At 59.9% G+C, this 23,701-nt stretch carries 18 protein-coding genes and 1 pseudogene; 11 read left to right on the top strand and 8 right to left on the bottom strand.

The window, feature by feature from the left end; translation table 11 throughout:
- Positions 1-194: 194 nt before the first annotated feature.
- Positions 195-728, bottom strand: coding sequence for a protein-tyrosine phosphatase family protein (locus tag Q1A53_RS14085; protein ID WP_299967890.1), 534 nt, complete (start codon positions 726-728; stop codon positions 195-197).
- Positions 729-893: 165 nt separating this feature from the next.
- Here Q1A53_RS14085 and Q1A53_RS14080 point away from each other — a divergent pair, with 165 nt between their 5' ends.
- Both Q1A53_RS14080 and Q1A53_RS14075 read left to right on the top strand, forming a co-directional pair.
- A complete protein-coding gene (locus Q1A53_RS14080) occupies positions 894-1,556 on the top strand; it encodes a GntR family transcriptional regulator (RefSeq protein WP_299967887.1) in 663 nt (220 codons plus the stop codon).
- A 189-nt stretch (positions 1,557-1,745) separates the two neighbouring features.
- Positions 1,746-2,192, top strand: a complete 447-nt coding sequence (locus Q1A53_RS14075) for a hypothetical protein (RefSeq protein ID WP_299967885.1) — start codon at positions 1,746-1,748, stop codon at positions 2,190-2,192.
- A gap of 8 nt (positions 2,193-2,200) precedes the next feature.
- Here Q1A53_RS14075 and Q1A53_RS14070 read toward each other — a convergent pair whose 3' ends face one another.
- Genes Q1A53_RS14070 through Q1A53_RS14060 form a run of 3 tightly spaced genes read right to left on the bottom strand, consistent with a single transcriptional unit; the run spans position 2,201 to position 7,936 of the window.
- Positions 2,201-4,384 carry a type I secretion system permease/ATPase gene (locus Q1A53_RS14070; RefSeq protein ID WP_299967883.1) on the bottom strand — a complete coding sequence of 728 codons (2,184 nt, stop codon included), beginning with the start codon at positions 4,382-4,384 and terminating at the stop codon, positions 2,201-2,203.
- Complete coding sequence (locus Q1A53_RS14065; protein ID WP_299967881.1) at positions 4,381-5,772, bottom strand: HlyD family type I secretion periplasmic adaptor subunit; 1,392 nt, start codon at positions 5,770-5,772, stop codon at positions 4,381-4,383. The genes Q1A53_RS14070 and Q1A53_RS14065 overlap by 4 nt, the downstream gene beginning before the upstream one ends.
- Positions 5,765-7,936, bottom strand: coding sequence for a type I secretion system permease/ATPase (locus Q1A53_RS14060; protein WP_299967879.1), 2,172 nt, complete (start codon positions 7,934-7,936; stop codon positions 5,765-5,767). The genes Q1A53_RS14065 and Q1A53_RS14060 overlap by 8 nt, the downstream gene beginning before the upstream one ends.
- 284 nt (positions 7,937-8,220) lie before the next feature.
- Between Q1A53_RS14060 and Q1A53_RS14055 the strand changes: the two are divergent.
- A pseudogene (locus Q1A53_RS14055) lies at positions 8,221-8,420 on the top strand (hypothetical protein); the annotation flags it as partial.
- A 48-nt stretch (positions 8,421-8,468) separates the two neighbouring features.
- On the opposite strand, the gene Q1A53_RS14050 reads toward Q1A53_RS14055, so the two are convergent.
- From Q1A53_RS14050 to Q1A53_RS14035, 4 genes are all read right to left on the bottom strand, one after another.
- Positions 8,469-9,671, bottom strand: a complete 1,203-nt coding sequence (locus Q1A53_RS14050; RefSeq protein WP_299967876.1) for a CoA transferase — start codon at positions 9,669-9,671, stop codon at positions 8,469-8,471.
- Positions 9,668-10,444, bottom strand: coding sequence for an enoyl-CoA hydratase/isomerase family protein (locus tag Q1A53_RS14045; protein ID WP_299967873.1), 777 nt, complete (start codon positions 10,442-10,444; stop codon positions 9,668-9,670). Before Q1A53_RS14045 ends, Q1A53_RS14050 begins: the two co-directional genes overlap by 4 nt.
- 105 nt (positions 10,445-10,549) lie before the next feature.
- Positions 10,550-11,233 carry a GntR family transcriptional regulator gene (locus Q1A53_RS14040; protein ID WP_299967871.1) on the bottom strand — a complete coding sequence of 228 codons (684 nt, stop codon included), beginning with the start codon at positions 11,231-11,233 and terminating at the stop codon, positions 10,550-10,552.
- A gap of 9 nt (positions 11,234-11,242) precedes the next feature.
- Complete coding sequence (locus tag Q1A53_RS14035; RefSeq protein ID WP_299967869.1) at positions 11,243-14,059, bottom strand: FAD-binding oxidoreductase; 2,817 nt, start codon at positions 14,057-14,059, stop codon at positions 11,243-11,245.
- Between the two features lie 197 nt (positions 14,060-14,256).
- Between Q1A53_RS14035 and Q1A53_RS14030 the strand changes: the two genes are divergently transcribed.
- The 8 genes from Q1A53_RS14030 to Q1A53_RS13995 all read left to right on the top strand — a co-directional run bounded on the left by Q1A53_RS14030 (position 14,257) and on the right by Q1A53_RS13995 (position 23,552).
- Positions 14,257-15,444, top strand: a complete 1,188-nt coding sequence (locus Q1A53_RS14030; protein ID WP_299967867.1) for an aminotransferase class V-fold PLP-dependent enzyme — start codon at positions 14,257-14,259, stop codon at positions 15,442-15,444.
- 36 nt (positions 15,445-15,480) lie between these two features.
- Positions 15,481-16,461, top strand: coding sequence for a TRAP transporter substrate-binding protein (locus tag Q1A53_RS14025; RefSeq protein WP_299967865.1), 981 nt, complete (start codon positions 15,481-15,483; stop codon positions 16,459-16,461).
- 96 nt (positions 16,462-16,557) lie between these two features.
- Positions 16,558-17,100 (top strand): TRAP transporter small permease subunit, encoded by a 543-nt coding sequence (locus Q1A53_RS14020; RefSeq protein ID WP_299967863.1) that lies wholly within the window; start codon positions 16,558-16,560, stop codon positions 17,098-17,100.
- Entirely contained in the window at positions 17,100-18,380 is a 1,281-nt protein-coding gene (locus Q1A53_RS14015) for a TRAP transporter large permease (RefSeq protein WP_299967861.1), read from the top strand. The genes Q1A53_RS14020 and Q1A53_RS14015 overlap by 1 nt, the downstream gene beginning before the upstream one ends.
- Before the next feature lie 912 nt (positions 18,381-19,292).
- Positions 19,293-20,960 (top strand): PAN domain-containing protein, encoded by a 1,668-nt coding sequence (locus tag Q1A53_RS14010; protein WP_299967859.1) that lies wholly within the window; start codon positions 19,293-19,295, stop codon positions 20,958-20,960.
- A gap of 274 nt (positions 20,961-21,234) precedes the next feature.
- On the top strand, positions 21,235-21,624 hold the full coding sequence (locus tag Q1A53_RS14005; RefSeq protein ID WP_299967857.1) for a hypothetical protein: 390 nt from the start codon (positions 21,235-21,237) through the stop codon (positions 21,622-21,624).
- A 31-nt stretch (positions 21,625-21,655) separates the two neighbouring features.
- Positions 21,656-22,852: a hypothetical protein gene (locus Q1A53_RS14000; protein WP_299967855.1), complete on the top strand. Its 1,197-nt coding sequence runs from the start codon at positions 21,656-21,658 to the stop codon at positions 22,850-22,852.
- A gap of 67 nt (positions 22,853-22,919) precedes the next feature.
- The gene (locus Q1A53_RS13995; RefSeq protein WP_299967853.1) at positions 22,920-23,552 is read left to right on the top strand and encodes a hypothetical protein; all 633 of its coding nucleotides are present in this window, start codon (positions 22,920-22,922) and stop codon (positions 23,550-23,552) included.
- The last annotated feature ends 149 nt before the right edge of the window (positions 23,553-23,701 follow it).

Here is a 23,701-nt window from a genome sequence, read left to right as displayed (position 1 = left end):
CTCCGCTATCAGAGCATCCGGAACAGACCCCGGATCCGTTTTGCTCCGGCCATCTTATCTTCAGGCGGAGCATTCCTGCTGTATACAGCTATACCGAGTCTGAGATCATTGCAAATGACAGTGTGGTAACAGCGCGAGAAATACCTGAGGCCGCGCTGAGCAAGCTGAGAAAAGGGGCATTCGGCTGCGAGAGACTAGGACGGGATGAGCGTCGCGTGAACGTAGTCATACTGGGCAGGCGTTTCGATGGCATCAGACCGACCCTGGCGCACGGCCGCAATCGCTCGCTGGGGCGTCAAGCCCAGTTGCACCAATAGACAGGCGGCCATCATGCAACTGCGTCCGGCCCCGGCCAGACAATGGATTGCCACTGCATCACCAGCCGCGATGATCTCGCGCGCCTCTCGTGAAAGATCCGTCCAATGCGCTTCCTGCGCCGGAGCGGGAATGCCGAAATCCGGGACCGGGAAGCGTCGCGACCCAATGCCGAACGCCTCCGACATCTCTGCGATGTCCTCATAGGCGACGCATTCAAGCTCCGCATCCTCGGTCAGACCGATCAGTGTCTTGACACCATGCGCACGCAGCCGTCGCATTTCGTTCTCAAGTGTGACCATGCAAAGATCCAGATCGCCGTTGGGCAGGATCACCAGCCCCGGCGTACCGCAGACGAAAATCCGGCCTGCGGCTTTCAAACGGGCCGGTATCATCGTCAAGGCTTGCATCATCGCGGCGATAGTAGGTTTATGTGAAACCTCTGTGAAGCAGGGATCGTCACATGGGCGCGGCAGAAATCCGACACCCGACCCGCGAAGACTGTTTATTTCGTTTTGCTTGGCATATGAAAAGATCGAACCCGGCTGGCTCATGCCCCGTATGGAAAGACAAGTGCGATGGCGCAAAAAACCCGTGTCGATTTGATCTACGAAACCTTGCGCGACCGGATTTGTCTTGGAGTCTATCAACCGGGCGATACCTTTCACGAAAGCGAACTGGGCCGTGAATTCGAGGTCAGCCGCACGCCAATCCGGCAAGCACTGCAACGGCTTGAATACGAAAAGCTCGCCTCTGTACGCACCGGCGTCGGCACCATTGTCGAGCCGTTTTCGGTTGAGCTCGCCGATGGATATCTGGAGCTTCGGGCGCGGATGATCTCGGCCGTTTCAGAGCTTGGTATGATCAGCTCAGACGCCGACACTGACGATCTGACGATGGTCCTGCAGGGACGGGCCTCTCGGCTGTCGCAGAGCACCGATCCCGATCATTTCTGGCAGGTGCTCAAAGCGGTTCAGGACATTTGTCTGCCACTCCTGGCCGATGATGTGCTCCGCCATATGGAGTCGCTGCTGTTCTTCCGGTCGGCCCCTGCCTTGATGACGGCCTTACTGGCTGACCCCGGTGCTGCGGCCGGGCGGTTGCAGGGGACAGCGAATGATCTTTCGGCGGCACTCAACGCCGGAGATCCCGAGGCCTTCTTCGATGTCCACAGCCGCAGTATTCGCGCTTACAGGGACATGCTGAACGACGGCACGCGCCAAGCTACCGCTGCCCCGTAACAACGACACGAGACTTGCGCTGGTCCTGCTTTCTATATACCTGTATACATCTATATCCAGCGGTGTATCGGAAAGCATATGTCAGACCCAACATCCCCGACACGGTTCAGCACGGTGCGGCTCCCGGACACGGACCTTGATCTGCGGTTGATGTCTTGCCCAGGGGTGCGGCAGCAAGCAGGTCAACGGGTGAGCACGAAGGCGCTGCTGCAGGCGGATGCAGAGCGGCTGCGCGATCACAACGTCGGGCTTGTTCTGTCCTGCATCTGTGCTCAGGAACTGCCACTCGGCGTGCCAGCGTATAGCGGAAGCTTTGGCCAGTTCGGCATCTCATGGGTTTTGCTACCGATCCGCGATATGTCCGTACCGGATGCGGTGACGGAGCCCTTGGTCGCCGACGCCATGGTGGCGGCGCGGGCCGTCTGCAAGACGGGTAGCTGTGTCGCGATCCACTGCAAGGCAGGGCTGGGCCGGACCGGCATGATCGCCGCGCGTCTGGCCACCACCTACGGTCTGACCGGTGCCGAAGCGATTGCCTTCATCCGCCGCCAGCACAGCGCCGAAGCAGTGGAAACGGCAGAGCAGGAAGCTTACGTCATCGGTCTTGAACGCGTTCCGGCGCACACACCGGAGTAGCTGGCGCATCACATGCTGGTCTGCGCTGTCCACATGGAACGGTACAGGCCGTCTTGCTGCGCAATCAGCGTTGCGTGTGCGTCCAGCTCGACGACGGAACCATGGCGCAACACCGCGACACGATCGGTTAGAGGCATCGAGGAAAGTCGGTGCGCAATCATCAGGACAGTACGACCCGCAAAGATCTCCGGCATCCGCGCGGCGATGGCGGCTTCCGTTTCGTAATCCACGGCCGAGGTTGCCTCATCCAGGATCAGGATGCGCGGGTCGCCCAGCAATGCGCGCGCCAGTGCCACGCGCTGACGTTGCCCCCCTGACAGCAACCCGCCTCTCTCGCCTACCTGAGTATCGAGCCCGTGGGACAACCCGTCCAGAAAAAGATCAACGCCGGACAGTTCAATGACCCGCGCAATCTCTCGCTCCGAGGCCGCCGCGTTTCCCAAGGAGATGTTGTCGCGCAGCGATCCGTTGAACAGAAAACTCTCCTGCGGGACAACGCCAATCTGGCGACGCAACGAGACCACATCCGCCATCGCAAGATCAACACCATCGACCAGGACCTGCCCCGTCTCGGCGGCGTAAAATCCTTGGATCATTTTGGTTATCGTGCTTTTGCCCGAGCCAGAGGGGCCGGTGATGCCGACGACCTCGCCGGGTGCAATTGTCAATTTCAGGCGTCGCAGCGCCTGCGGCGCGTCAGGCTTGTAGCGGAAACTGACGGACCGAAACTCAACATGACCTTCGATCCTCGGAAAGGACGCACGCCCTTGGTGCGACACCCGCTCGGTCGGCGCCTGTGCGATGTCGGCCAAGCGTCGTACCGCCACCTGTGTGTTCTGGAAGTCCTGCCAGACCTGTGACAGGCGCAGGATGGGCATAGTCGCCTGCGAGGCGATCATGTTGAACGCGACAAGCTGACCGACGGAGATCGTGCCGCTCATCGCCAGATCGACCCCGAACCACAGGATCAGCCCAACGGAGATCTTCTGCACAACCTGCAGGCTGAGCCCCGCACAAAGCCCGAGCACATTGGCGCGCATGCCCGCCGTGATGGACCGGCCCAGCACCCGCTCCCACCCTTTCGAAAAACGCTCAGTCAGTGCCAGTGATTTTATCGTGGCGACACCGCTGACACTCTCGGTGATATAGGCCGTATTGTCGGCCTGACGCTCGTAGTCGTCGGTAACCCGTCGCCGCAAAATGGGCGCGACGACCAGCCAGATCGTTGCAAAGATCACCAGAACGCCCAGCACAATCAGGGTAAGCCGCGGGCTGTAGGCCAAAAGCACACCAATGTAGACGAAGATGAACAGAAAATCGACGATGAACAGCACCGCAGAGCCGGTCATGAAGGATCGGATCTGCTCCATTTCGCGGATTCTGGCGATGGTGTCGCCTGCCTTTCTGTCCTGAAAATAGCTGAGCGGCAACCGCAACAGATGCGACATCAACCCGGAAGAAAGCTCGGCGCTGACCGCACCTGATGCATAGGATAGCGTCGCACCACGGCTGTAGTTGATCACGGGATCAAAGAGCGCCAGCGCGGCCAGCGCAATGGCCAGCGTCGTGAGACTGTTGGCGCCACGGCTGACCAATACCTGATCAATCACCACCTGAAAGATCATGGGCGTCACGATGGCGACGAGATTCACCAGAACGGAGGCGAGAATAACCCTTTGAAACTGGCCTGACTGTTTGAGCACTTTGGCGATAAACCAACCGTACCCGCCAAACTGGCTGGGCCCGTCAGCCGCCCTGGCACGTGACAGGCGGATCACCCTGTTGCCGAAACGCGACAGCATTTCAGCGGCGCCGAGCGCCTCATCCGGGCCATCCAGTCCTGCAATCCGGTAGCGGCCGGCCTCCGCGCCGAGCACCGTGAACCAGCGTTGCTGTACGTCATCGAAGACAAGCAGCGGAAAGGAGGCGCGCGCGTACCCTATCGCCGTGATACGCCCGGTCCGCGCCTTGATCCCGTTTTGCCGCGCCGACCGCAGCAACTCGCCCACCGAAAAGAAGCGGTCCGATACGCCGTTGAGATGCCAAAGCTGCCCCGCGTCCAGCGCGATATCGAGCGCTGCCGCCGCACGGACCAGCGCGGTCAACCCGCTATCGTCCGCGTGCGAGACCGCGGCACCCGCGTTCTCGATCCAACCGCTCTCCTCCAGCGTCTCGCCCAGCCCCTGCCTCATCGCTCGCGCAGCGCCTCGGATTGATACTGTCTCAGCGGGCTCAGGATGTAGTCGATGATGCGCCTTTCGCCGGTGCGGATCTCACCGACGATACTCATCCCGGCGTTCAGCGGGATTGTCTGGTCCTGATAGACGATCTGCTGCGCAGCCAGCGCGACACGGGCGGGAAAGACCAAACCCAACTGCTCGTCGGCGACACTGTCGCGCGAGATGGTCGTGACCTTGCCGTCGATGGTGCCGTAGCGCGTGTAGGGGAAGCTGTCGATCTTGACCTGAACGCTTTGCCCGGCACTGACAAATCCGACGTCACGATTCAGCACCATAATCTCGGCCTCGATTTGCGTGTCTTCGGGCACGATTTTCATCAATTCCTGCCCCGGTGAGACAACGGCACCCAACGTGTTGACCGCCACTTCCTGTATGATGCCAGCACTCGGTGCGATCACCTCAAGACGGCGCAGTGTTTCGCGGGCGGGGATCAGCCGTTGCAACGTGTCCTCCGCGGCCTGTGTCTGCTCCGCGATCTTGTCGAGAAGAGACTTCTCCCAACTGGCATCGGTCTGTTCCAACTCGCCACGCAACCGCGCCTTGTCGGCTTCGAGCCCGACGATGGTCGCTTCCACATCCGCGATCTGGCGCAGCTGGTCGATCTTTTCTTTCTCCAGCTCGATAAAGCGCAGGCGTGACAGGTTTCCACCCTGCAGCAATTGCGCACTGCTTTGCAGGCGGACCTCCACATTGTCGGCGAGCGCCGTCGTGCGGTCGAGCACGGCGCGGGCAGCGGTGATCCTCCGGTCGGTCTGGGCAATCGCCTCGATCCGGGTCTGCCGGTTCACCCGGCGTTCCACCATATCGGCGCGAAACCTGTCCTGCGCGCGCTGAAAGTCCACCTGCCGCACACCATCCGGCGGGATGAACGTCTCCAGCGTCTGGCCTGCCAGCATCGCCCTCAGCCGCGCGACCTCCAGATCAGCCGTGGCGATCAGCGTCTCCAGCCGCGCGACCTCGGCCTCCGCCGATGTGGATACCAGATCGACCAGCGGATCGCCGCGGCGCACTTTTTGGCCATCCCGGACATGGATCGCCCGGATCTCGCCGGCCTCACCGGCCTGCACCACCTTTGTGCGCCCGTCGACGATCAGCCGCCCCTGCGACGAAGCGATGATGTCGATCTGGCCAAGGAAGATCCAGACCACCGCTGCCGCACAGAGCGTCAGGATCGCCGCGATCAGAAACCGTGCACCAAAGGCTGGCGGGCGCTCTGTGATCTCCAGATACTCGGGCAGGAAATCAAGCTCCAACCGGGTCTTGCGGCCCGGTTGAAAGGGGTCAGCTGGCGGCGGTTTCGCAGCCGCGACACCTACCTGCCCGAGAGGTTCGCTAGCCATTCTCAATCTCCTTGTCGGGCGTGGCGCCCCAGAGCGCGCGTACCTGAAGATCCCACAGGCGCCGGTAACGCCCCTCGGGGTCAGCGAGCAGAGCGTCGTGCGATCCCAGTTCCACCACCTCACCCTGATCCATGACCGCGATCCTGTCACAGTCGCGAACGGTGGAGAGCCGGTGCGCCACCACGATCACGGTGCGGCCCTGTCGTATCTCCGCCATGTTCGCCTGGATTGCGGCCTGGGAGTGTTCGTCCAGGGCCGAGGTCGCCTCATCCAGGATCAGCACAGCCGGATCGCTCATCAGCGCCCGGGCGATCGAAATGCGTTGTCGCTGACCGCCGGACAGCGACACCCCGCCTTCGGCAACCTCGGTGTCGTAACCGTCAGAAAGTGCCACGATGAATTCATGCGCACCGGCCAGCGTTGCCGCACGCTGGACTTGCTCGAACGTGGCCGCGGGGTGACCCACGGCGATATTGTCGCGGACCGAGCGAGCAAAGAGAAAGCTTTCCTGTGGCACCACCGAGATCTGCTGGCGCAGCGCCGTCGGGTCCAGTTCTGCCAAATCGCGCCCGCCAAACCGCACTTGGCCTTTGTGGGGCACATAGAGCTTCTGGATGAGTTTGGTGACCGTGCTCTTACCCGATCCGGACGCGCCGACAAAGGCGATCATCTCGCCTTCCGGGATGTGCAATGACAGGTTCTTCAGCGCCAGAGGACCCTCCACCTGATAGCTGAAATCGACACCCCGCAGCTCGATGTCGCCGCCTTTCCGGGCGGGTGCGGCTTTGTGCTCGCTCACCTCTGGCAGGGTGTTGAGCACATCGGCGATCCGCTCGATCCCCAGCCGTGCCTGCAGAAACTCGCGCCACAACTCCGTCAACCGCACCAACGGCTGGCTGACATGCGACGCCATCATGTTGAAGGCAATGAGCTCGCCGATGGTCAGCTCAAGATCCAGCACCAGCCCGACCCCGACCCACAGCACGACCACCGTGACACCTTTCTGCACGAAGGAAACCAGATTGCTCGACAGGTGGGTCAATTCCTGCACCGCATGGTTGGACCGGGTCAGATCACGGGTCTGCATCTCCCAGCGTCGCTGCAACTTGGGCTCCACCGCGATGGATTTCACCGTCTCCGTTCCGGTCAGGATTTCGGTCAGAAAGGACGTATTGAGCGCGGCATCGCGGTGCAATTGTTCAACCCTCCGAAGGAAGGGCCGCGCGATGACCACGGCAATCAGAATGTAGAGCGGGATCGATGCCATCACGAACAGCGTCAGTTGCGGAGAATAGGCCCACATGACCGCGAAAAACAGCATGGAGAAGGTCAGATCGATTAACAGCGTATTGGCAGCCCCGGTCAGGAAGGCGCGGATCTGGTCCAACTCCATCACGCGCGAGACGGTTACACCGACGGGTCGTGACTGAAAATATGACAGCGGAAGATGTACCAGATGGCCAAACAACCGCGCTCCAAGCCGCGCATCCACCCGCGTGGCAGTATGGAGCGCGAGGTAGTCGCGGGCGCCCTTCAACAGTGCCTCAAAAATTGCCACAACGACAATCACAATGACCAGCACATCAAGCGTCGAGAAACTCTGATGTACCAGCACCTTGTCGAAGATCGCCTGAAACAGCAGCGGCGTCACCAGCGCCAGCAATTGCAGCGCAGCCGAGGCAGCCAGCAATTCAGCGCCCAGCAGCTTATACTGCTTCAGCTCTCGCCAGAACCATAGCAGACTGAATTGCTCCGAGTAGCCGATCAGGCGCTTCTTGGGCGCAAGCAAGAGCACGTGACCCGACCACAAAGGTGCCAGCGCTTCGGGGCTGAGGAGTTCCGGCTCAGCCGCGTGTGGTCTCTGGATCACCAGCCCGGTGTCATTCTGGGCAACAAGAATGAACCATCCGCCGGCGACATCTTTTGCGACGATCGGCAACGGCTGCTTGGAAAGGTGCTTGAACCGCAGACGTTTAAATCGCCCTCGCAGGTTCGTCGCGTGCGCGAATGCCCTGAACCGCGCGCGCTCCGCCAGGTCAATCCCGTCCCGCGCAGCCTGCTCTGCCTGCGCCGGGTCGGTGAATACGCGCAGCAATCGTCCCCAGATCAAAACACAACCGATCAGATCGGAGACCGTTTCCGGCGTGTCATTGACCTTCAGCATGAAGGATCCGCTGCGACCGACCCACAGGACCGAGCCGCGGCAGCTGGAAAAGGCTCGGCTTGCCCGATCTCGGGTAGCGCTCTGCGGATGTGGCAAAGCATTTGCTTCACACTGTCATTCCTTTTCCGTTGCCACAGGACCTACCAGATCCCCGTTGGATTTCAGCCACCCGCTTCGCGACACAGGGGCATGAAGCATCGCGCTGAGATCGCACCCCACCCTGTATACAAGTGTTTTAGGCTGAGGCAACTCACACCGGCGCGCTATCTTTCTAAGGTCGTCTATACCGAAACGGTCCACCCATATCGCCTTTCCGCGCGAAAGGGTGTTTTGATGACATCGGCAACGTCCACATGGGAAAGGGCGTTGTATGAGGTGGTCTCCAGACTGCGTACCTAAGGTCGCGTTTACACGAGCAGCAGTCGTGGATGATGCCGATCCAATCCACATGAACAACGCGAATGATACTGTTTGCGGCGGCTAACCACGGGCGAAACCCGATCAGCGCACCGTTACGTGGCGCGTTTCCCCCTCACGCGACGATCAAGGCGCTTTGCCTTTTCAAGGCATCGATCTGTTCTTGCGAATAACCATGTTCTGACAAGACCTCGGGCCCGTGTTGACCAAGGTTGGGAGCCGGACGAGCAACGCCGCCAGGGGTTTCACTGAACTTAATCGGCAGACCGATGGCCTTGACCGGCCCGGCCGTCGGGTGGTCGGTTTCAACAATCATGTCCCGCGCAATGGCCTGCGGGTCGCGGTGCATTTCGCAGACATCCATCACCGGACCGGCTGGCAGGCCCGCCGCTTCCATGCGGGCGATCCAGTCATTGGTATCGCGGAGTTTCATATAGCCTTCCAGCAACGGGACAAGCGCGGCCAGGTTCTGGATCCGGTCGCGGTTGGTGACAAAGCGCGGGTCAGTCCCCAATTCGGGTGCGTCAATGACGTCAAGCAACCGATGCCAGTTTCGTTGGTTGGCAGCACCGATGTTGATCCAGCCATCACGGGTGCGGAACGACTGGTAAGGCGCATTCAGGGGATGGGCCGAGCCGAGCGCGCCCGGTGCCTGACCGGTGGCAAAAGCGATGGCCGACTGCCAGTAGGTCAGGGAAATCCCGGCTTCGAAAAGCGATGTATCGACCATCTGCCCCTCGCCAGTCTTCTGCGCGTGGGTATAGGCCGATACACAGCCCAAAGCAGCCAGAAAGCCAGCGGTAATATCCGCAATCGGCGCGCCGGGTTTGACAGGTGGTCGCCCCGGACCTTCGCCCGTGATGGACATCAGCCCAGACATGCCTTGCGCGATCAGATCGAACCCGCCGCGTTCGGCATAAGGTCCGGTGCGGCCGAAGCCGGATATGGCGCAGTAGACGAGCTTTGGGTTGGTGCTCCGGAGGGTTTCGTAGTCGAGACCCAGCTTGGCCATCGTGTCGTGGCGGTAGTTTTCAATGACGACGTCGGCGCTATCCAGAAGGGTGCGAAGTGCAGCGATCGCGTCGGGGTCTTTGAGATTCAAGGCGATGCCGCGCTTGTTGCGGTTCATCATCATGTAAGCGGCGCTTTCACCGTTGATATCGGGGGGTAGAAAGCGGCGGCTGTCGTCGCCATCGGGCTTTTCAACCTTGATCACGTCGGCGCCCATATCGGCCAGCATCAATCCGCAGGCCGGGCCGGCCATGATATGCGCCAGCTCTATCACTTTCATTCCTGTGAGGGGTCCGACGTTGCTCATGTGCCGCTCCATTCCGGCTTTTGCTTCGCAAGGAACGCTTCGAGCCCGTGTTTAAAGTCCTTGCTCATGTAGCACATTGTGATGAGATCGCTGTCCTCGACAGCCAGTGCGTTGCGGTTGCGACGCATGGCCTCCTTGGTGGCGCGCAAGGTCAACGGGGCCATGCCAACCAGATGAGTGGCGAGGTCGCTGGCGCGTGCCATAAGGGCGTCTTCGTCGGGCAGGATTTCGGAGACCAGGCCTGCTGACAGCGCTTCCTCCGCGCCCATGAGACGCGCGGTGAAGATCATCTCACGCACCCGTCCTGCCCCCATCAATTCACTTAGACGGGCCAGGTTTCCGGCGTTCAGGCAGTTGCCAAGGGTGCGCGAGATAGGGAAGCCGAACTTGAGCTGTGCGCTGGTGATGCGAATGTCACAGGCTGCCGCGATGGAGGCACCGCCACCGGTGCACGCGCCATGGATGGCGGCGACCGTCGGCACGGGACATTGGTCAACGGCGGTCAGAACACCGGTGATTTCATCTTCGTAGTCGAGAGCGTCTTGCTCGACCTCGAACGCCCGGAACTGAGTCATGTCTGTACCTGCGGCAAAGGCTTTGCCGCCTGCACCCGAGATCACCATTGTGCGCACGGATCCGTCGGTCGGCACCGTACTGCATATCTCGGCCAACGATTCGTACATTGAAAAGGTCAAAGCATTGCGTGCTTCGGGGCGGTTGAACGTGACCCAGAGCGTCTGGTCCCGTAGCTGCGAGGTGAGTTCGCTGGTCATATCTCAAGATCCTCCGAAGCAAGGCCGGTTGTTAAGAACGAAGCGCCCTTTTGGCGTACCGACAATGACCGCGACACGACTTTGCGCGGGCGGCTCCGATGAGTGTCAGGTCGCGGCGGTGTCGCCGGATTGCGCGTCCAGTGCCTGAATATGCGCGGCGAACTTGTTCATCATGTGAAGCTTCATGAGCTGGCCGAGACCACCGGAATCGCGGGCGCGCAGGCGGTTCATCATGTTCTCGTGTTCGTCGATGGCTTGCGCCCAGCGTTCGTCCGACAAGTTCGCCATGAATCGCACCCGGCGCACCCGTGCCGCCAGGAGCTTGTGATGGCCTTCGAGGATGTCGTTCTTGGCGCCGCGGATCAGAGCCTGATGAACATCCTGATTGGCCTGAAAGTAAGATGTCCGATCTCGCGCTTGGTAGGCTCTGAGCATTGCGCTGTGGCGCTTCTCAATCCAAGCCAACTCATCGGCATCGAGATTTTGGCAGGCAAGCTCTCCGGCCAGTTGTTCGAGCACGGCGATCACGGGGAACGTATTTTCCAGCTCCTGTCGGGTCACCTCTGCCACCCGCGCACCGCGATTGGCCTGAAGCACGACAAACCCTTCGGACGCCAGAACCTTCAATGCTTCGCGCAGGGGGGTGCGAGAGACGCCAAAGCTCTCGCACAGCTCTTTTTCGGGAACCTTTTCACCCGGTTTCAACCCATCTTCGACCACAAGGTTGCGCAATCGTTCGACCAGTTCTTCATGCAGGGTCGGGCGTTTGATGGTTTGCGTCAGGTTCATGTCAACATCCTATCCGGCGAGCGCCTGATCCAGCAAGCGCGCAACATGCAGTGCGCGGCGGGGTGTGCCATCTGCGATCTGGTGTCGGCAGGAAGTGCCATCGGCAACGACGAGCGCATCTTTCGGGGCTGCCTCCAGCGCTGGAAAAAGGTCGAGCTTGGCCATCCTGAGTGAGACGTCAATGGTGTCGGGCGCGTAGCCGAACGCGCCTGCCATTCCGCAGCACGATGTTTCAATCATGTTGACCTCAACCCCGGGAATGCATTTCAGCAGATCGAGCATGGGCGTCACCGCGTCCTGTGCCTTTTGGTGGCAATGGCCGTGGACATAGATCGGTTTTCCCAGTGTTTTGAGCGGCAGGCTTGGCCGCTTGGCAAGGAACTCTTCGAACGTATGGGTCGCTGATGCAAGCGCCTCAGCGTCCGGTCCGGGACAAAGCGCGAGGAATTCATCGCGGAAGGTGAGGATGGACGAGGGTTCCAGGCCAACGACAGGAATGCCGCTGGCCACAGCGTCTTTCGTTGCGGTTATGGCGCGTTGCGCCTCTGCGCGCGCCTCGTCAACGCAACCGACCGCCAAGAAGGTGCGCCCACACTCCAGCGACCTGCCGCTTCCATCCCGTGCAACGGCAACGCGCAGCCCGGCTTTGCGCAGAACACGCACAGCAGCGCGGAGATTTTCCGGCTCGAAGTAGCGGTTGAAGACATCCGCGAAGAGCAGCAGTTCCGGATCAGCATCCTGCGCCTCGTCATCGCGGAATGGGTTTGAGGACCAGATCGGCAGGTCCCGGCGGTGCGATACGCCGGTCAACTTTTCCGTCAGTTTGCGTACAGGGCCGATCTTGTTGCGCAGGTTCATCAACCAAGCGACCTTCGCGGCCTTGGGGGCATAGCGCGGCAGGTAGCCAACCAGCCTGTCGGCAAATGACATGCCGTTTTCGCGGCGGCGCGCGGCCAGTACTTCGATCTTCATCTTCGCCATGTCGACGCCCGTGGGGCATTCGCGTCGACAGCCTTTGCAGGAGACGCAGTACTTCATCGTGTCGGCCATCGCATCAGACGTCAGACCGCCCGGCATCTGGCCGCTGATGGCAAAGCGCAGCGTGTTCGCCCTGCCCCGCGTCGCGTCGCGTTCTTTGCGGGTGGCGCGGAATGACGGGCACATGACACCGCCCTTGAGCTTGCGACACGCGCCGTTGTTGTTGCACATCTCGACCGCGCCTTGAAAACCGCCTGCCGCACCCGGCCATGCGGACCAGTCGAGTTCGGTTTTGAAATTCGGCACTTCGTAATCCGGCCCGTAGCGGAACACGCGGCGGTCATCCATGGCGGGGGCGTGCACAATCTTGCCTGGATTCATCAAGCCATCGGGGTCAAACCGCGCTTTGACCTCTTCAAAGGCCGACACGATACGCTGACCAAACATCTTTTCGTGGAACTCGGACCGTACGATCCCGTCCCCATGTTCGCCGGAATGCGACCCTTTGTAATGTTTAACCAGGTCGAAGATTTCCTCGGCCATTGCGCGCATGGTTTTGATGTCTTTGTCCTGCCTCATGTTCAGAACGGGCCGCACGTGCAGGCACCCGACCGAGGCATGCGCATACCATGTGCCTTTGGTGCCATGCCGTACGAAGATATCGGTCACACCTTGGGTGTAGTCGGCCAGATCGGGCAGCGCGACAGCGCAGTCTTCGACAAAGGAGATCGGTTTGCCCGCCTCCTTCATCGACATCATCACGTTGAGGCCAGCCTTACGGTATTCCGTAATCGCACCTTGCAGCGTGTCGTCCGTGACCGGCACGACGCCGCCCCATCTGTTGCCTGCGCCCTGTAAGGTGAACCCCAGATCGCCCATCAATTGCGACAGCTCGGCCAGCTTTGCAGCGTTCGCCTCCGCACTCCCTTCGGCAAATTCGACCAGCAAAAGCGCGGCGGGGTCGCCTTCGACGAAGGCTTCGATGGTCTTGCGGAACAGCGGGATGTCGCGGCCCAGCGAGATCATGGTGTCGTCGATCAACTCAACGCCCTGGGGGGCGAGTTTGACTAGGTGCTGGGCCGCGTCCATCGCCGCGTAGAAGGTTGGAAAGTGACAGACCCCCGTCACCTTCTCGCCCGGCAAATGCGCAAGGCTGAGCTCAAGTTCGGTGAAATAGGCCAGTGTACCTTCGGAGCCAACCAGCAGATGCGCCATATTGACGTCGTTGCCGGTGAGCGCGTCGATATTGTAACCGCCAACGCGACGCTGGACCTTCGGAAATTTTGCGGCGATCTCATCCGCCTCGCGCTGGCCCAAGGCGCGCATGTCATTGACGAGGTCGGCGTAGGGGCCGGGCTGCGGATCAGAGCCGTTGAAGCGTGCCTTTGTCCCGTCCGGCAGAATAGCCGAGATCGCGCGGACGTTGTCGCGCATGATGCCGAAACGCAGGGATTTACCACCCGACGAGTTGTTCGCGGCCATGCCTCCCAAGGTGCAGCGGGACGCGGTGGAGGGATCGACTGGGAACCACAGACCATACGGTTTCAAGGCGCGGTTCAACTCGTCCAGCACCAGACCCGGCTGGACCTTGGCCGTCAGATTTTCGGTGTCGATGTCGATTATCTTGTTGAGGTGTCGCGAGTTGTCCAGCACCACTGCGCGGTTCACCGTCTGTCCGCATTGCGACGTGCCGCCCCCGCGTGGCAAGACCGGCACCTCTTCTTCGCGGGCCACGTGCATGGCCGCCTGAATATCCTCTTCGGACTGCGGCAGCACCACCGCTTCGGGAACCATTTGATAGATCGACGCATCGGTTGCGTAGCGCCCGCGCGATGCCGCATCGCTCATGACGTCGCCTTTGACTGCAGCGCTTAAACGACCGGAAAGACGTGTATTCTCACGCATGAGGCCTTTGGCTTCCTCCCTTGACAGCCCTCGCTTCCTGGGCCGCAATTTTTTGGTTGACTGAATTATGAATTCATAATTACGTTTTGACAACTACTAATCGCGCCCACGAAACGGCGTCCCTGGGAGATATAGATTCGATGCGTCAGGCTGGCAGACATTTCTTGCAAATTCCGGGGCCGAGCGCCGTTCCAGACCGCATTCTCAAGGCAATCGGGCAGCAGACCATCGATCATCGCGGGCCCGATTTTGCCGAGGTCGGCCTGAAAGCGTTGAACGGTATGAAGGCGATCTTCAAGACGGAGCAGCATGTCTTCATCTTCCCCTCCTCGGGCACGGGAGCGTGGGAAGCGGCCCTGGTGAACACCGTATCGCCGGGCGACAAGGTGCTGATGTTCGAAACGGGGCATTTTGCGACGCTGTGGAACAAGATGGCGCGCAAGATCGGGGTTGAGCCCGAGTTTCTTGAGGGTGACTGGCGCGGCGGGGCTGAGCCGGATCGCATCGAGGCGCGTCTGCGAGAAGACACCAACCATGAGATCAGGGCCGTTTGCGTCGTGCACAACGAAACCTCGACCGGTTCGGTGTCGCCTATTGCGGATGTGCGCAAGGCGATCGATGCCGCCGGGCACCCTGCCCTGCTCATGGTCGATTCGATCTCAGGCCTGGCGTCTATTGACTTCCAAGTCGACGATTGGGGCGTAGATGTCTGCGTGTCCGGGTCGCAAAAGGGTCTGATGCTGCCACCCGGTCTGAGCTTCAACGCGGTCAGCGATAAGGCTTTAGAACACGCGAAATCCGTTACCATGGCGCGCAGCTACTGGGATTGGCACGACATGGTTGGCCCAAACAAGACGGGTTACTTTCCGTATACGCCGGGAACCAACCTGCTGTACGGGCTGAATGAAGCCATCGACATGCTGCATGAGGAAGGTCTTGATAATGTCTTTGCCCGCCACGCCCGTCATGGTGCGGCCACGCGGGCAGCCGTTCGAGCCTGGGGGCTGGAGGTGCTCTGTGCACGCCAAGGGCAGGAGTCGGGCGTTCTGACAGCGGTTCTGATGCCAGAGGGGCATTCGGCGGACGGGTTCCGCGCCACGACGCTCAAACACTACGACATCTCGCTGGGTAACGGTCTGTCCAAGGTCGCAGACAAGGTGTTCCGCATCGGACACCTGGGCGATTTCAACGATTTGATGCTGATGGCAACACTGTCGGGCGTGGAAATGGGCTTGGCCCGGGCGGGCGTTCCGCATCAATCTGGCGGCGCGCAGGCAGCAATGGAGTATCTCAAACACACAACGGATGAGCGGGTAGCCGCTGAATAACGCCTCACAACGGGGGCACAAACGGGAGGAAAATCAATGACACTGAAAGCAACCATACTGGCAAGTGTGGCGGCAGTCGCGATGCCGCTGGCAGCAACCGCGGCGGATCTGACGCTGCGCTTCGGCCATGTCGGCAATCCGGGATCGCTGTTCGAAGCCTCAGCCAACGCCTTTGCAGAATGTGCAAATGGGAAGCTGGGCGATCGCGCAGAGGTGCAGACCTTTGGCGCGAGCCAACTGGGCAAGGACCGTGAACTGCTTCAAAAACTGAAGCTGGGGCAGGTCCATTTCTCGCTGCCATCTTCCGTCATGTCGTCGGTCGCGCCGGAGTTCGGTGTCTTCGAGATGCCTTACATCGTGCAAGACCGCGACCACATGCGCCGCATTCAGGCGGAACTGGGTGATGTTTTCCAGGAGGCGGCCCTAGGCGAAGGCTACCGGATCATCGGTTACTTCGAGAACGGCTTCCGCCATATCACCAACAACACCCGCCCGATCAACACGCCGGATGACCTTCAAGGCATAAAGCTGCGCACACCCAACGGCGAATGGCGGGTGAAGATGTTCCAGAAATACGGCGCGAACCCGACACCCATGGCGTTCTCCGAAGTTTTCACGGCGCTGCAGACCAACGTGATTGACGGGCAGGAAAACCCTTATGCGCAGATCGCCTCCGCGAAATTCCAGGAGGTGCAGAAATATCTGTCGATCACCGGCCATGTCTATACGCCGGGGTATGTCCTGGTCGCTGAAAGTCAGTGGCAGAAGTGGCCGGAAGATGTGCGCGCCGATCTCGAAGCCTGCGGTGCCGAAACGCAGGATTTCGTCTATGAGCACGCCGCCAAGCTGGAGACAGACCTGCTCGACGTGATCCGGGAGGCAGGTGTAGAGGTCAATGAAGCCGACAATCAGGCCTTTATCGATGCCTCTGCCTCGATCTATGACGAATTCGCCACGTCCATCGACGGTGGGGCGGAGTTGATCGAGCGCATTCAGACCCTCGCATCGGGGTCGTGATCTGACCTGGGCAGAGGGCCTGAGTGCCCCCTGCCCTGCCGGTCCCGACACCTTCCTCAGACAGCACCGGCGCACTGCGACCGGCAGAGGCTTGTTATGATCCAATGGCTCCGCACATTCTTTGAGGTCGTCCTCGAATACCTGGTGATCTTCCTGATGGTGATCCTGACCGCGGTAGTGGTCGTCGCCGTCATCTATCGCTTGGTTGGATCAAGCCTCGCCTGGTACGATGAGGTGGCGGCGATCCTGCTGGCGTGGATCACGTACTACGGGTCCGCGCTGGCCGCGCTGCGGCGGCGGCACATCGGGTTTGACTCGGTGCTCTTGTCGATCCGCATGCCAGCCCGGATGTGGGCAGTCGCCCTGGCCGAGGCGATCACAGCCGGGTTTTTCATCCTGCTGGCCTGGGCGGGATACACCGTCATGACCATTCTGGGTGGCATGTCCCTTGTCTCCCTGACATGGGTGCCGATCAGCTTCACACAATCTGTCATTCCCATCGGCGCGGTGCTCTTCCTGATCTGCCAGATGCTGAGCCTGCCGGAGTACTGGCGGAAAACGGCAGCGGGTGTGTCGCTCGAGCATGCGGAGATCGAAGACGAGGTCGAAACCGAGATGAAGAAAGCGGGGAACGCCTGATGCTGATGCTGGGGATCTTCATCGCCATGGTCGCGATGATCTGTCTGAATATACCAATCGGTGTGGCGCTGGCGGTCTCTGCCATCGTCGGTCTTCTGGTTCTGGAGGGCACCAGCTCTTTGGTGAATGTCGCCCTGGACATGTACGGCGGTGCGACCAAGTTTTCGCTGATTGCCATCCCGATGTTTGTTCTGGCGGGCGCGATCATGAACGCAGGCGGCATTACCGACCGATTGATCAACTTCGTGGCCGCCCTGATCGGCTTCATCCGGGGCGGGCTGGCGCATGTGAACATCGGCGTGTCACTGTTTTTCGCGGAAATATCTGGCTCGGCCGTCGCGGATGTGGCCGCGATGGGGTCCGTGATGATCCCGCAGATGAAAAAACGCGGCTATTCCGCGGCCCTGTCGGCGGCGGTGACGTCCTCGTCGGCCTCGCTGGCCATCATCATTCCGCCCTCCATCCCCATGATCCTCTATGCCACCTCGGCCAACGTGTCGGTGGAGCAGTTGTTCGTGGCAGGCATCGTGCCTGGCCTGATGGGCGCGGCAGGCCTCATGGGTGTGGCTTACTACTTCGCACGGCGCTATGACCTACCCCGCGAAGACGCCTTTTCGGGCCGCAAGCTGTGGGAAACCTTCGTCGATGCCCTGCCGACCTTCGCCCTGCCCGTGATCATCCTCGGCGGGATCTTCGGCGGCTATGTGACCGCGACGGAGGCCGCCGGGCTGGCCGTCCTCGCAGCCATCGCCATCAGCCTCTGGTACCGGCAGGTCGATCTGCGGCATTTGCAGCGCTCCATGCTGGATGGTGGCATGCAGACCGCCGTTGTCATGCTGCTTGTAGCGGCTTCCGTGGTCATGGGCGGTTTTCTGACCCGCGCACAGTACCCGCAGGAGTTGGCTGCCGGCATCCTCAGCATCACCGAAAACAAATGGCTGATCCTGCTGATCCTGAACTTCTTCTTCCTCGTCATCGGGTTTTTCCTGCATTCAGCGGCAGCGATCATTCTGGTTGTGCCGATTGTCATTCCATTGATCGACGCAGTGGGGATCAACCCTATCCACTTTGGGCTCGTGGTGACCCTGAACCTTGCCATCGGGCAGCAAACCCCTCCGGTGGCTAGCGTTCTGATCACAGCCTGCGCCGTTGCAAGGGCGAACATCTGGGACGTGACCAAGGTCAACATCTACTTCATCGCGGTGCTGCTCACCGTGCTGCTGATGTGCACCTACATCCCATCAATTCCGCTCTTCCTCGTGGATTACTTCTATAACTAGAGACTATCCGCCAACCTAACAGATGTTTCGGAGAAGACTGCACCGAACCTTGAACATGCGGACAGGCAGTATCGGGTTTTCGAGGTTTTCTCGCCGGTGTGGCGCGATGCGATGATGAGTGTGGCTGATCTCTCTCGTCTCAATAGGGTCTGTATCACTTGCTGGATCATCAGCTAGGCGGTGTAGCCGTTGGCCGCTTAGCCCGTGCGGAACATCGCCCGGTAGCCGCCAGCTGTACGATCATTGCCGCGGCCGCCAGATCACGATCACCGCCCATTGGTCGCCCTGCAGAATGATTGCCGAGGCTGTCACGGCACCGACACCTGGGATTGTGCTTAGCAGACGCACTCGTTGGTCTTCTTCAGCGACCTAATTCAACCGTTCCTCGTGTCAGCGGATACGCTTATGTAGAGCTACGGGTTGCCCGGACAGATTGCGGATCACCTTACTGGCAATGTCAGGTAGGTCGCGATCTTGCCCGAACGTTGTATCTTCAGCAAAAGCAACCGGGCTAAGCCACGTGCAATGGAGATGCTAGACTCAGCGACCGAGCCACGCAGACCGTGGATGGGCTGTGTTCTCTGACGCACAAGCAGATCACGTGCCCGATGCACGGACAGCATTGCGGGCTGCGGATGCAATATCTTGGCTCAACATCTTGACCAGACAGTGAAAGACAGCATCAAATTGGACGCTGGGCGAAAGTAAGAATAACCATATGCCAGCGGCTCCCGTCCTTCCGCTTAAGCGCCGGGTAAATATCAAGACAGATCTTCTATCGCAGTTTCTAAACAAGCCATTTTCCGCAAACAAACGGCGGGTTTTCGCCGGTGCCGTGGATTTTGAGCGCCGGATGCGGTATCGTAGTTTCCAACTATAAGACCAATGCCTTTGTATTTTTTACTGATTTGGATGGTTGATATGAGACTTATTTATTATGTGCGCCTTGCTCTTTTATTATTGTTTGTTCTGCTGCCAAACCTCGCCCTTTCACAGAATTGGCGCTCTGTTGATCGGGATGTCTTTGAGCGATCCATCGACAGACAGATTGCCGGGCAGGTCATGGGCTATGCCTTTGCAATCGCGGATGCAGACGGGATTGTGGCGGATGCTTCCGGGGGTTGGGCACAGGCGCCTGGCGATGGCGACTTGGCGATGGCGACAAATGTCGTCATCAACTTTGGCTCGAACCAAAAGGTTCTCTCTGGCGTGGCGCTCCTGGATTTGCTGGAAAGTCGGAGCGCACCGGTGGCGCAAGAATTGCAGACACCATTTCCGTTTTTCATGCCCGACAAATGGAAGGATTTCTATTTTGGCGGAAACAGGACCACAAACTTTGACCGGGTAACGCTGGAAGACTTGCTGGACCATACATCGGGCCTTGCGGATGAACCCGGAAGCACCGTGAGGCACAATGAAGGAACAAAGATCGGCTGGGCACTTTCGCAGCCCGTCCAGATGAATGAACTGACCAACGACACGCAGGACTACAACAACAACAATTACACGCTACTGCTATATGCGATCCCCAACCTAGCTTACCCGGACGAAACAAACGCGCTCGAAACGGCGGCCTCGGACCTGGGTAGGAGCGACTACAATGGTTTTGCCGCGCAAGAATATGGCAATTTGTATACGCGATATATGAATGAGGAATTTCTGCCACGGTTTCCCGTGCGTTTCGATGGGGCTACCTGTGTTGCCGGGGCATTGGATCATGGTCGCGTGGCGAAGCAATATACAAATCGCAACTCTAGCCAAGGCGGATTGAGCGATGCTTCGGGCTTCTGTCGATCACAGGGCTCGTGGAGCTATTCCGTGCGGGACATGGCGCATATTTTGCGGACAATTGAGTTTGGCAATACGATTCTGAAACGCAGTACCCGGCGGCTATTCCCGTCAAGTGAAACGCCGCGAATGATCTATTGGAGGAGCATCGGCCATCCTTGGCTGACAAAAAACACCAGCATCAATCGCTACCGGGCGCATGGAGGACGCACGCCACCTTCGGCGGTAGGGGGTGGTCGGGCGAATACGTTGACGATCCGCTTGCCTTTTGGGCATGTAGGCGTCGCAGCAGTCAACAGCAATGAGATGGGTGCTGTGCAATTGGGTGCTGTGCTGCTGAACGCTTTTTACGAAGCGACACGCAAGACGTTTGAGAAAGACGTTTCGAGGGATGGATCGGACATTGCCAATTTCGATCTGAGTGATCCTGATCCTGAGATCTGCCGTGATCGTTGCAATGAAACGGATGGGTGTCGCAGTTGGACGTATGTTGCGCCTGGTCTTCAGGACCCTGCGAATGCGCGGTGTTGGCTGAAAGACGATATTCCAGTGCAGTCAGCGTTCACTGGCGGGATCTCAGGCGTACAGGGGCTGGAATATGGTTGGGATCGGGCGGGAAGTGATCTGAGAAGCGTCCTGATCCAAAACCGTGATCCTGCCGCCTGCCGACTACGCTGCGCGTTTGACCGTAATTGCAAGGCCTTCACCTTTGTCAGACAGACCGGTCGGTGTTGGCTCAAGCATCGCGTGCCAACCCGCAAGCGGTCGACCTGTTGTGTGAGTGGAAGGTAACATTAACCCCCTGCACTGCTTTTTTGCGCCAAGCCGGGCTTTCCGATACGTATCGGTGTCATTGGCATTTTACAACGTTGTATTCGAGGTTTTTTCATCTGGGTTCTGGCCGGATTTCTTTGTGGATGCTGCGCATGTCTAACTCAAGCAGAGCGGTACGACAGGTGGTCTCATTGGATGACTGGTTGCGGCCTTTGACACCGAGGAAACGGCAACTGTGCATGCCGGCGTGGTCTTTCGCGAAGGCCGCTTCGGGGCCGAGTAGGACGATGCAGTGCGCTTCTGCCTCTCGCTCAAACGGGCCGAAATCGTATTGATCGCACCTGAAAGCGAACCCCTTCGTGTGATCTGCGCGTCGGTCGAACGCACACCAGCCCGAGAAGCGGAAACCCGGTTGGTCACCCGTCAGATCTCTGCTGAGGCCCACGGCAAGGCAGGGTTTTCGCTCTCCGAAACCATCGCGCCCGGCGCCGATCTCTCCCTCGGGGCACAGGCCCATCGCTTCTTCACGACGTGGCAGGAATTCACCGATACGGTGACAGGACAGGTCGAACAGGCCATCAAGGAAGAACTGCTCTCGGCGGGTTTTCTGCAGCTTGCCGACCTCGGCGAAAAACACGCAGATCTCGTCATTGCGGAGGTCATCTTCTCTGAGGATTGGTAGTGCCGGCTGGCAGGAAAAGGTCGTCCGCGTCATGCTCGCCAAGACATCGGATTTGCGCGAACTGGCGCGCATGGTCGGATACGATCCGGCCACCTTCTGGCGCGATGCGAATTTTCGTCGGGCTGATTTATCGGGCCAGGATTTAACTGGAATGGATATGTTGGCGGCAACCCTGCCACATGCGCGCGATACCTTTGCCGCGCGCGGCGCCACAGAGCATCACGACAATCCTGCAATCTCGGCCGGAACCTACCTTGACCAGGGTCTCTCGGCGCTTGCTCGCGCCCGTGAGGAGTGGCCACAGGCAGCGAATCATCTGACAACCGCCTTGGATGCCTTCAGACAGGCCGTCGATACCTACCTGACGATCCCGGACCCGGCCGGTGAGGCGGAGGCGCGGCGCGCCTTGGCCGAAACCCTGCTTCTGCACGCATATGCCAAGCCCAAGGGTGCCAAAGATGCACTCCGCACCGCTGAATACGAGTTGCGAAAGGCGACCGAATTGCTGGAGGCGTTGGAGGATGCCGAAGGGGTGGCGCGGTGCTGGGACGCGCGTGGCATGGCCTTGCGCGTTAAGTCGCGCATGCAAGACGAGGTCCCGGCCCTGGAAACACTCCGGCAGGCGCAATCCTGTTTTGAAACCTCGGCAAAACATGGCGCCTCAGCCCTTCTCCAGGTCCGCAAGATGAGCGTCTCTCGGGAGATTGCCATGCTGGCCGAACGAAGCAAAAGCGCCGAACGCAATATCCTCGTGTCTCAATTCGAACAGCTTGAGAGGATCCGGTCGCCGATCACGGGCCGCATCCTTGCCCATGTCGCCGCAGCGGCACAGATCGAACACAGTGCCCATCGTCTGACCCTAGCGCAGATTGCGGATCAGCTACTGGTTTCCAGAGCGCGCGAGGGCATTCGCGACCATCTCGTCAGCGGCACGCGCACGGCGCGGATTCTCCGCTGGATCGAGGCGCAGCGTTGCCTGACTGACCTTGATACCCTGATCCCGACGATGGGTAAGGTGCCGGACGAATACCCAGCCGTTGAAAAACTGGAGGCTGGACGCTCAGAGGCAATGCGGCGTGCGCAAGGGCTTGCTGGCGGAGGGAGATACGCATCTGCGCGCGCTGATCTCGGCGCCTTACTCCTCATTTCGCGCAGCTTGACCGGGCGCTCACGTGCTACGCTGAGGCCGAAGACCTTTTTGGCACTCTGGAAGATCTCGCACCGGTGAACGGGGCGCCGGGCCGGGCCCATACCATCCTGCGTCGCGGGATGGCGAATCTTTTGATGACGGCCCATTGACCGGACAGGCCGAGGCCATCACGGCTGCCCGCTTTGCGCTAGACCTCGCTGCTGCAAGCTTTGCCGGGCGCGAAGATGTGCCGCTTGCGCTGGCTGAAGCGCTGGAGGCGCGGGCGTTTGGCCTGCGTGTCGAAGCGCAAGTCTCGACCTCTGCAGCCGCCGTCGAGATCCTTGCGAATGCTGCCGCGCTACACCGGCGGGCAAGCCGCGTGACCGGATTGCCCCGCGCGGTCAGCGATCGCTATCGCGCCCATTTTTTTGGAGCGGAACGCGAGTTGGAAGAGCGACGATCAGCCGATCCCGCGAAGCTTGATGCCAGCCGCCTGCGGGTGGAGAAGGCCCTGCATAAAAGCGAAAGCAGAGCAGCCGACCGAACCAGCCCTGCCGAGCAAGCCGCGCATATGGCGATGCTTGCGGAGTTCGCTATGTGCTTTACGGTTGAGCTTAAACTGGGGTCACTTGCGGATAACCAAGGCAAACTCGCGCAGAGTAAACGGACAGTCGAGCACGTGACCCAAAAGACGATGGACCTTGCGTCCAAGCTGTTCATGCCGCTGGATTGGATGCTGCTACAGCGGACATACGCCCAGCTGCAGCGGCTCGACACAGAATGCCCAGATCATCCCTGATGCCGTCTTCAAAGTGGCAACCTTGCGCTACCGAGCCGAGCGACGAATGATTGCATGGTTGATAGGTTTTTTGTCGGGCTTTGACATCGCACTTGGCTCCAAAGGCCGATAAGACCATCACTCCCTTGCCGGCAAAAGGTGCTGAGACT

Source organism: uncultured Roseobacter sp. (genome assembly GCF_947496515.1).
In the GTDB taxonomy this organism is placed as follows: Bacteria; Pseudomonadota; Alphaproteobacteria; order Rhodobacterales; family Rhodobacteraceae; genus Roseobacter.
Note: the sequence above shows the minus strand (reverse complement) of the source record. Positions and strands in the feature narration are given on the sequence as shown.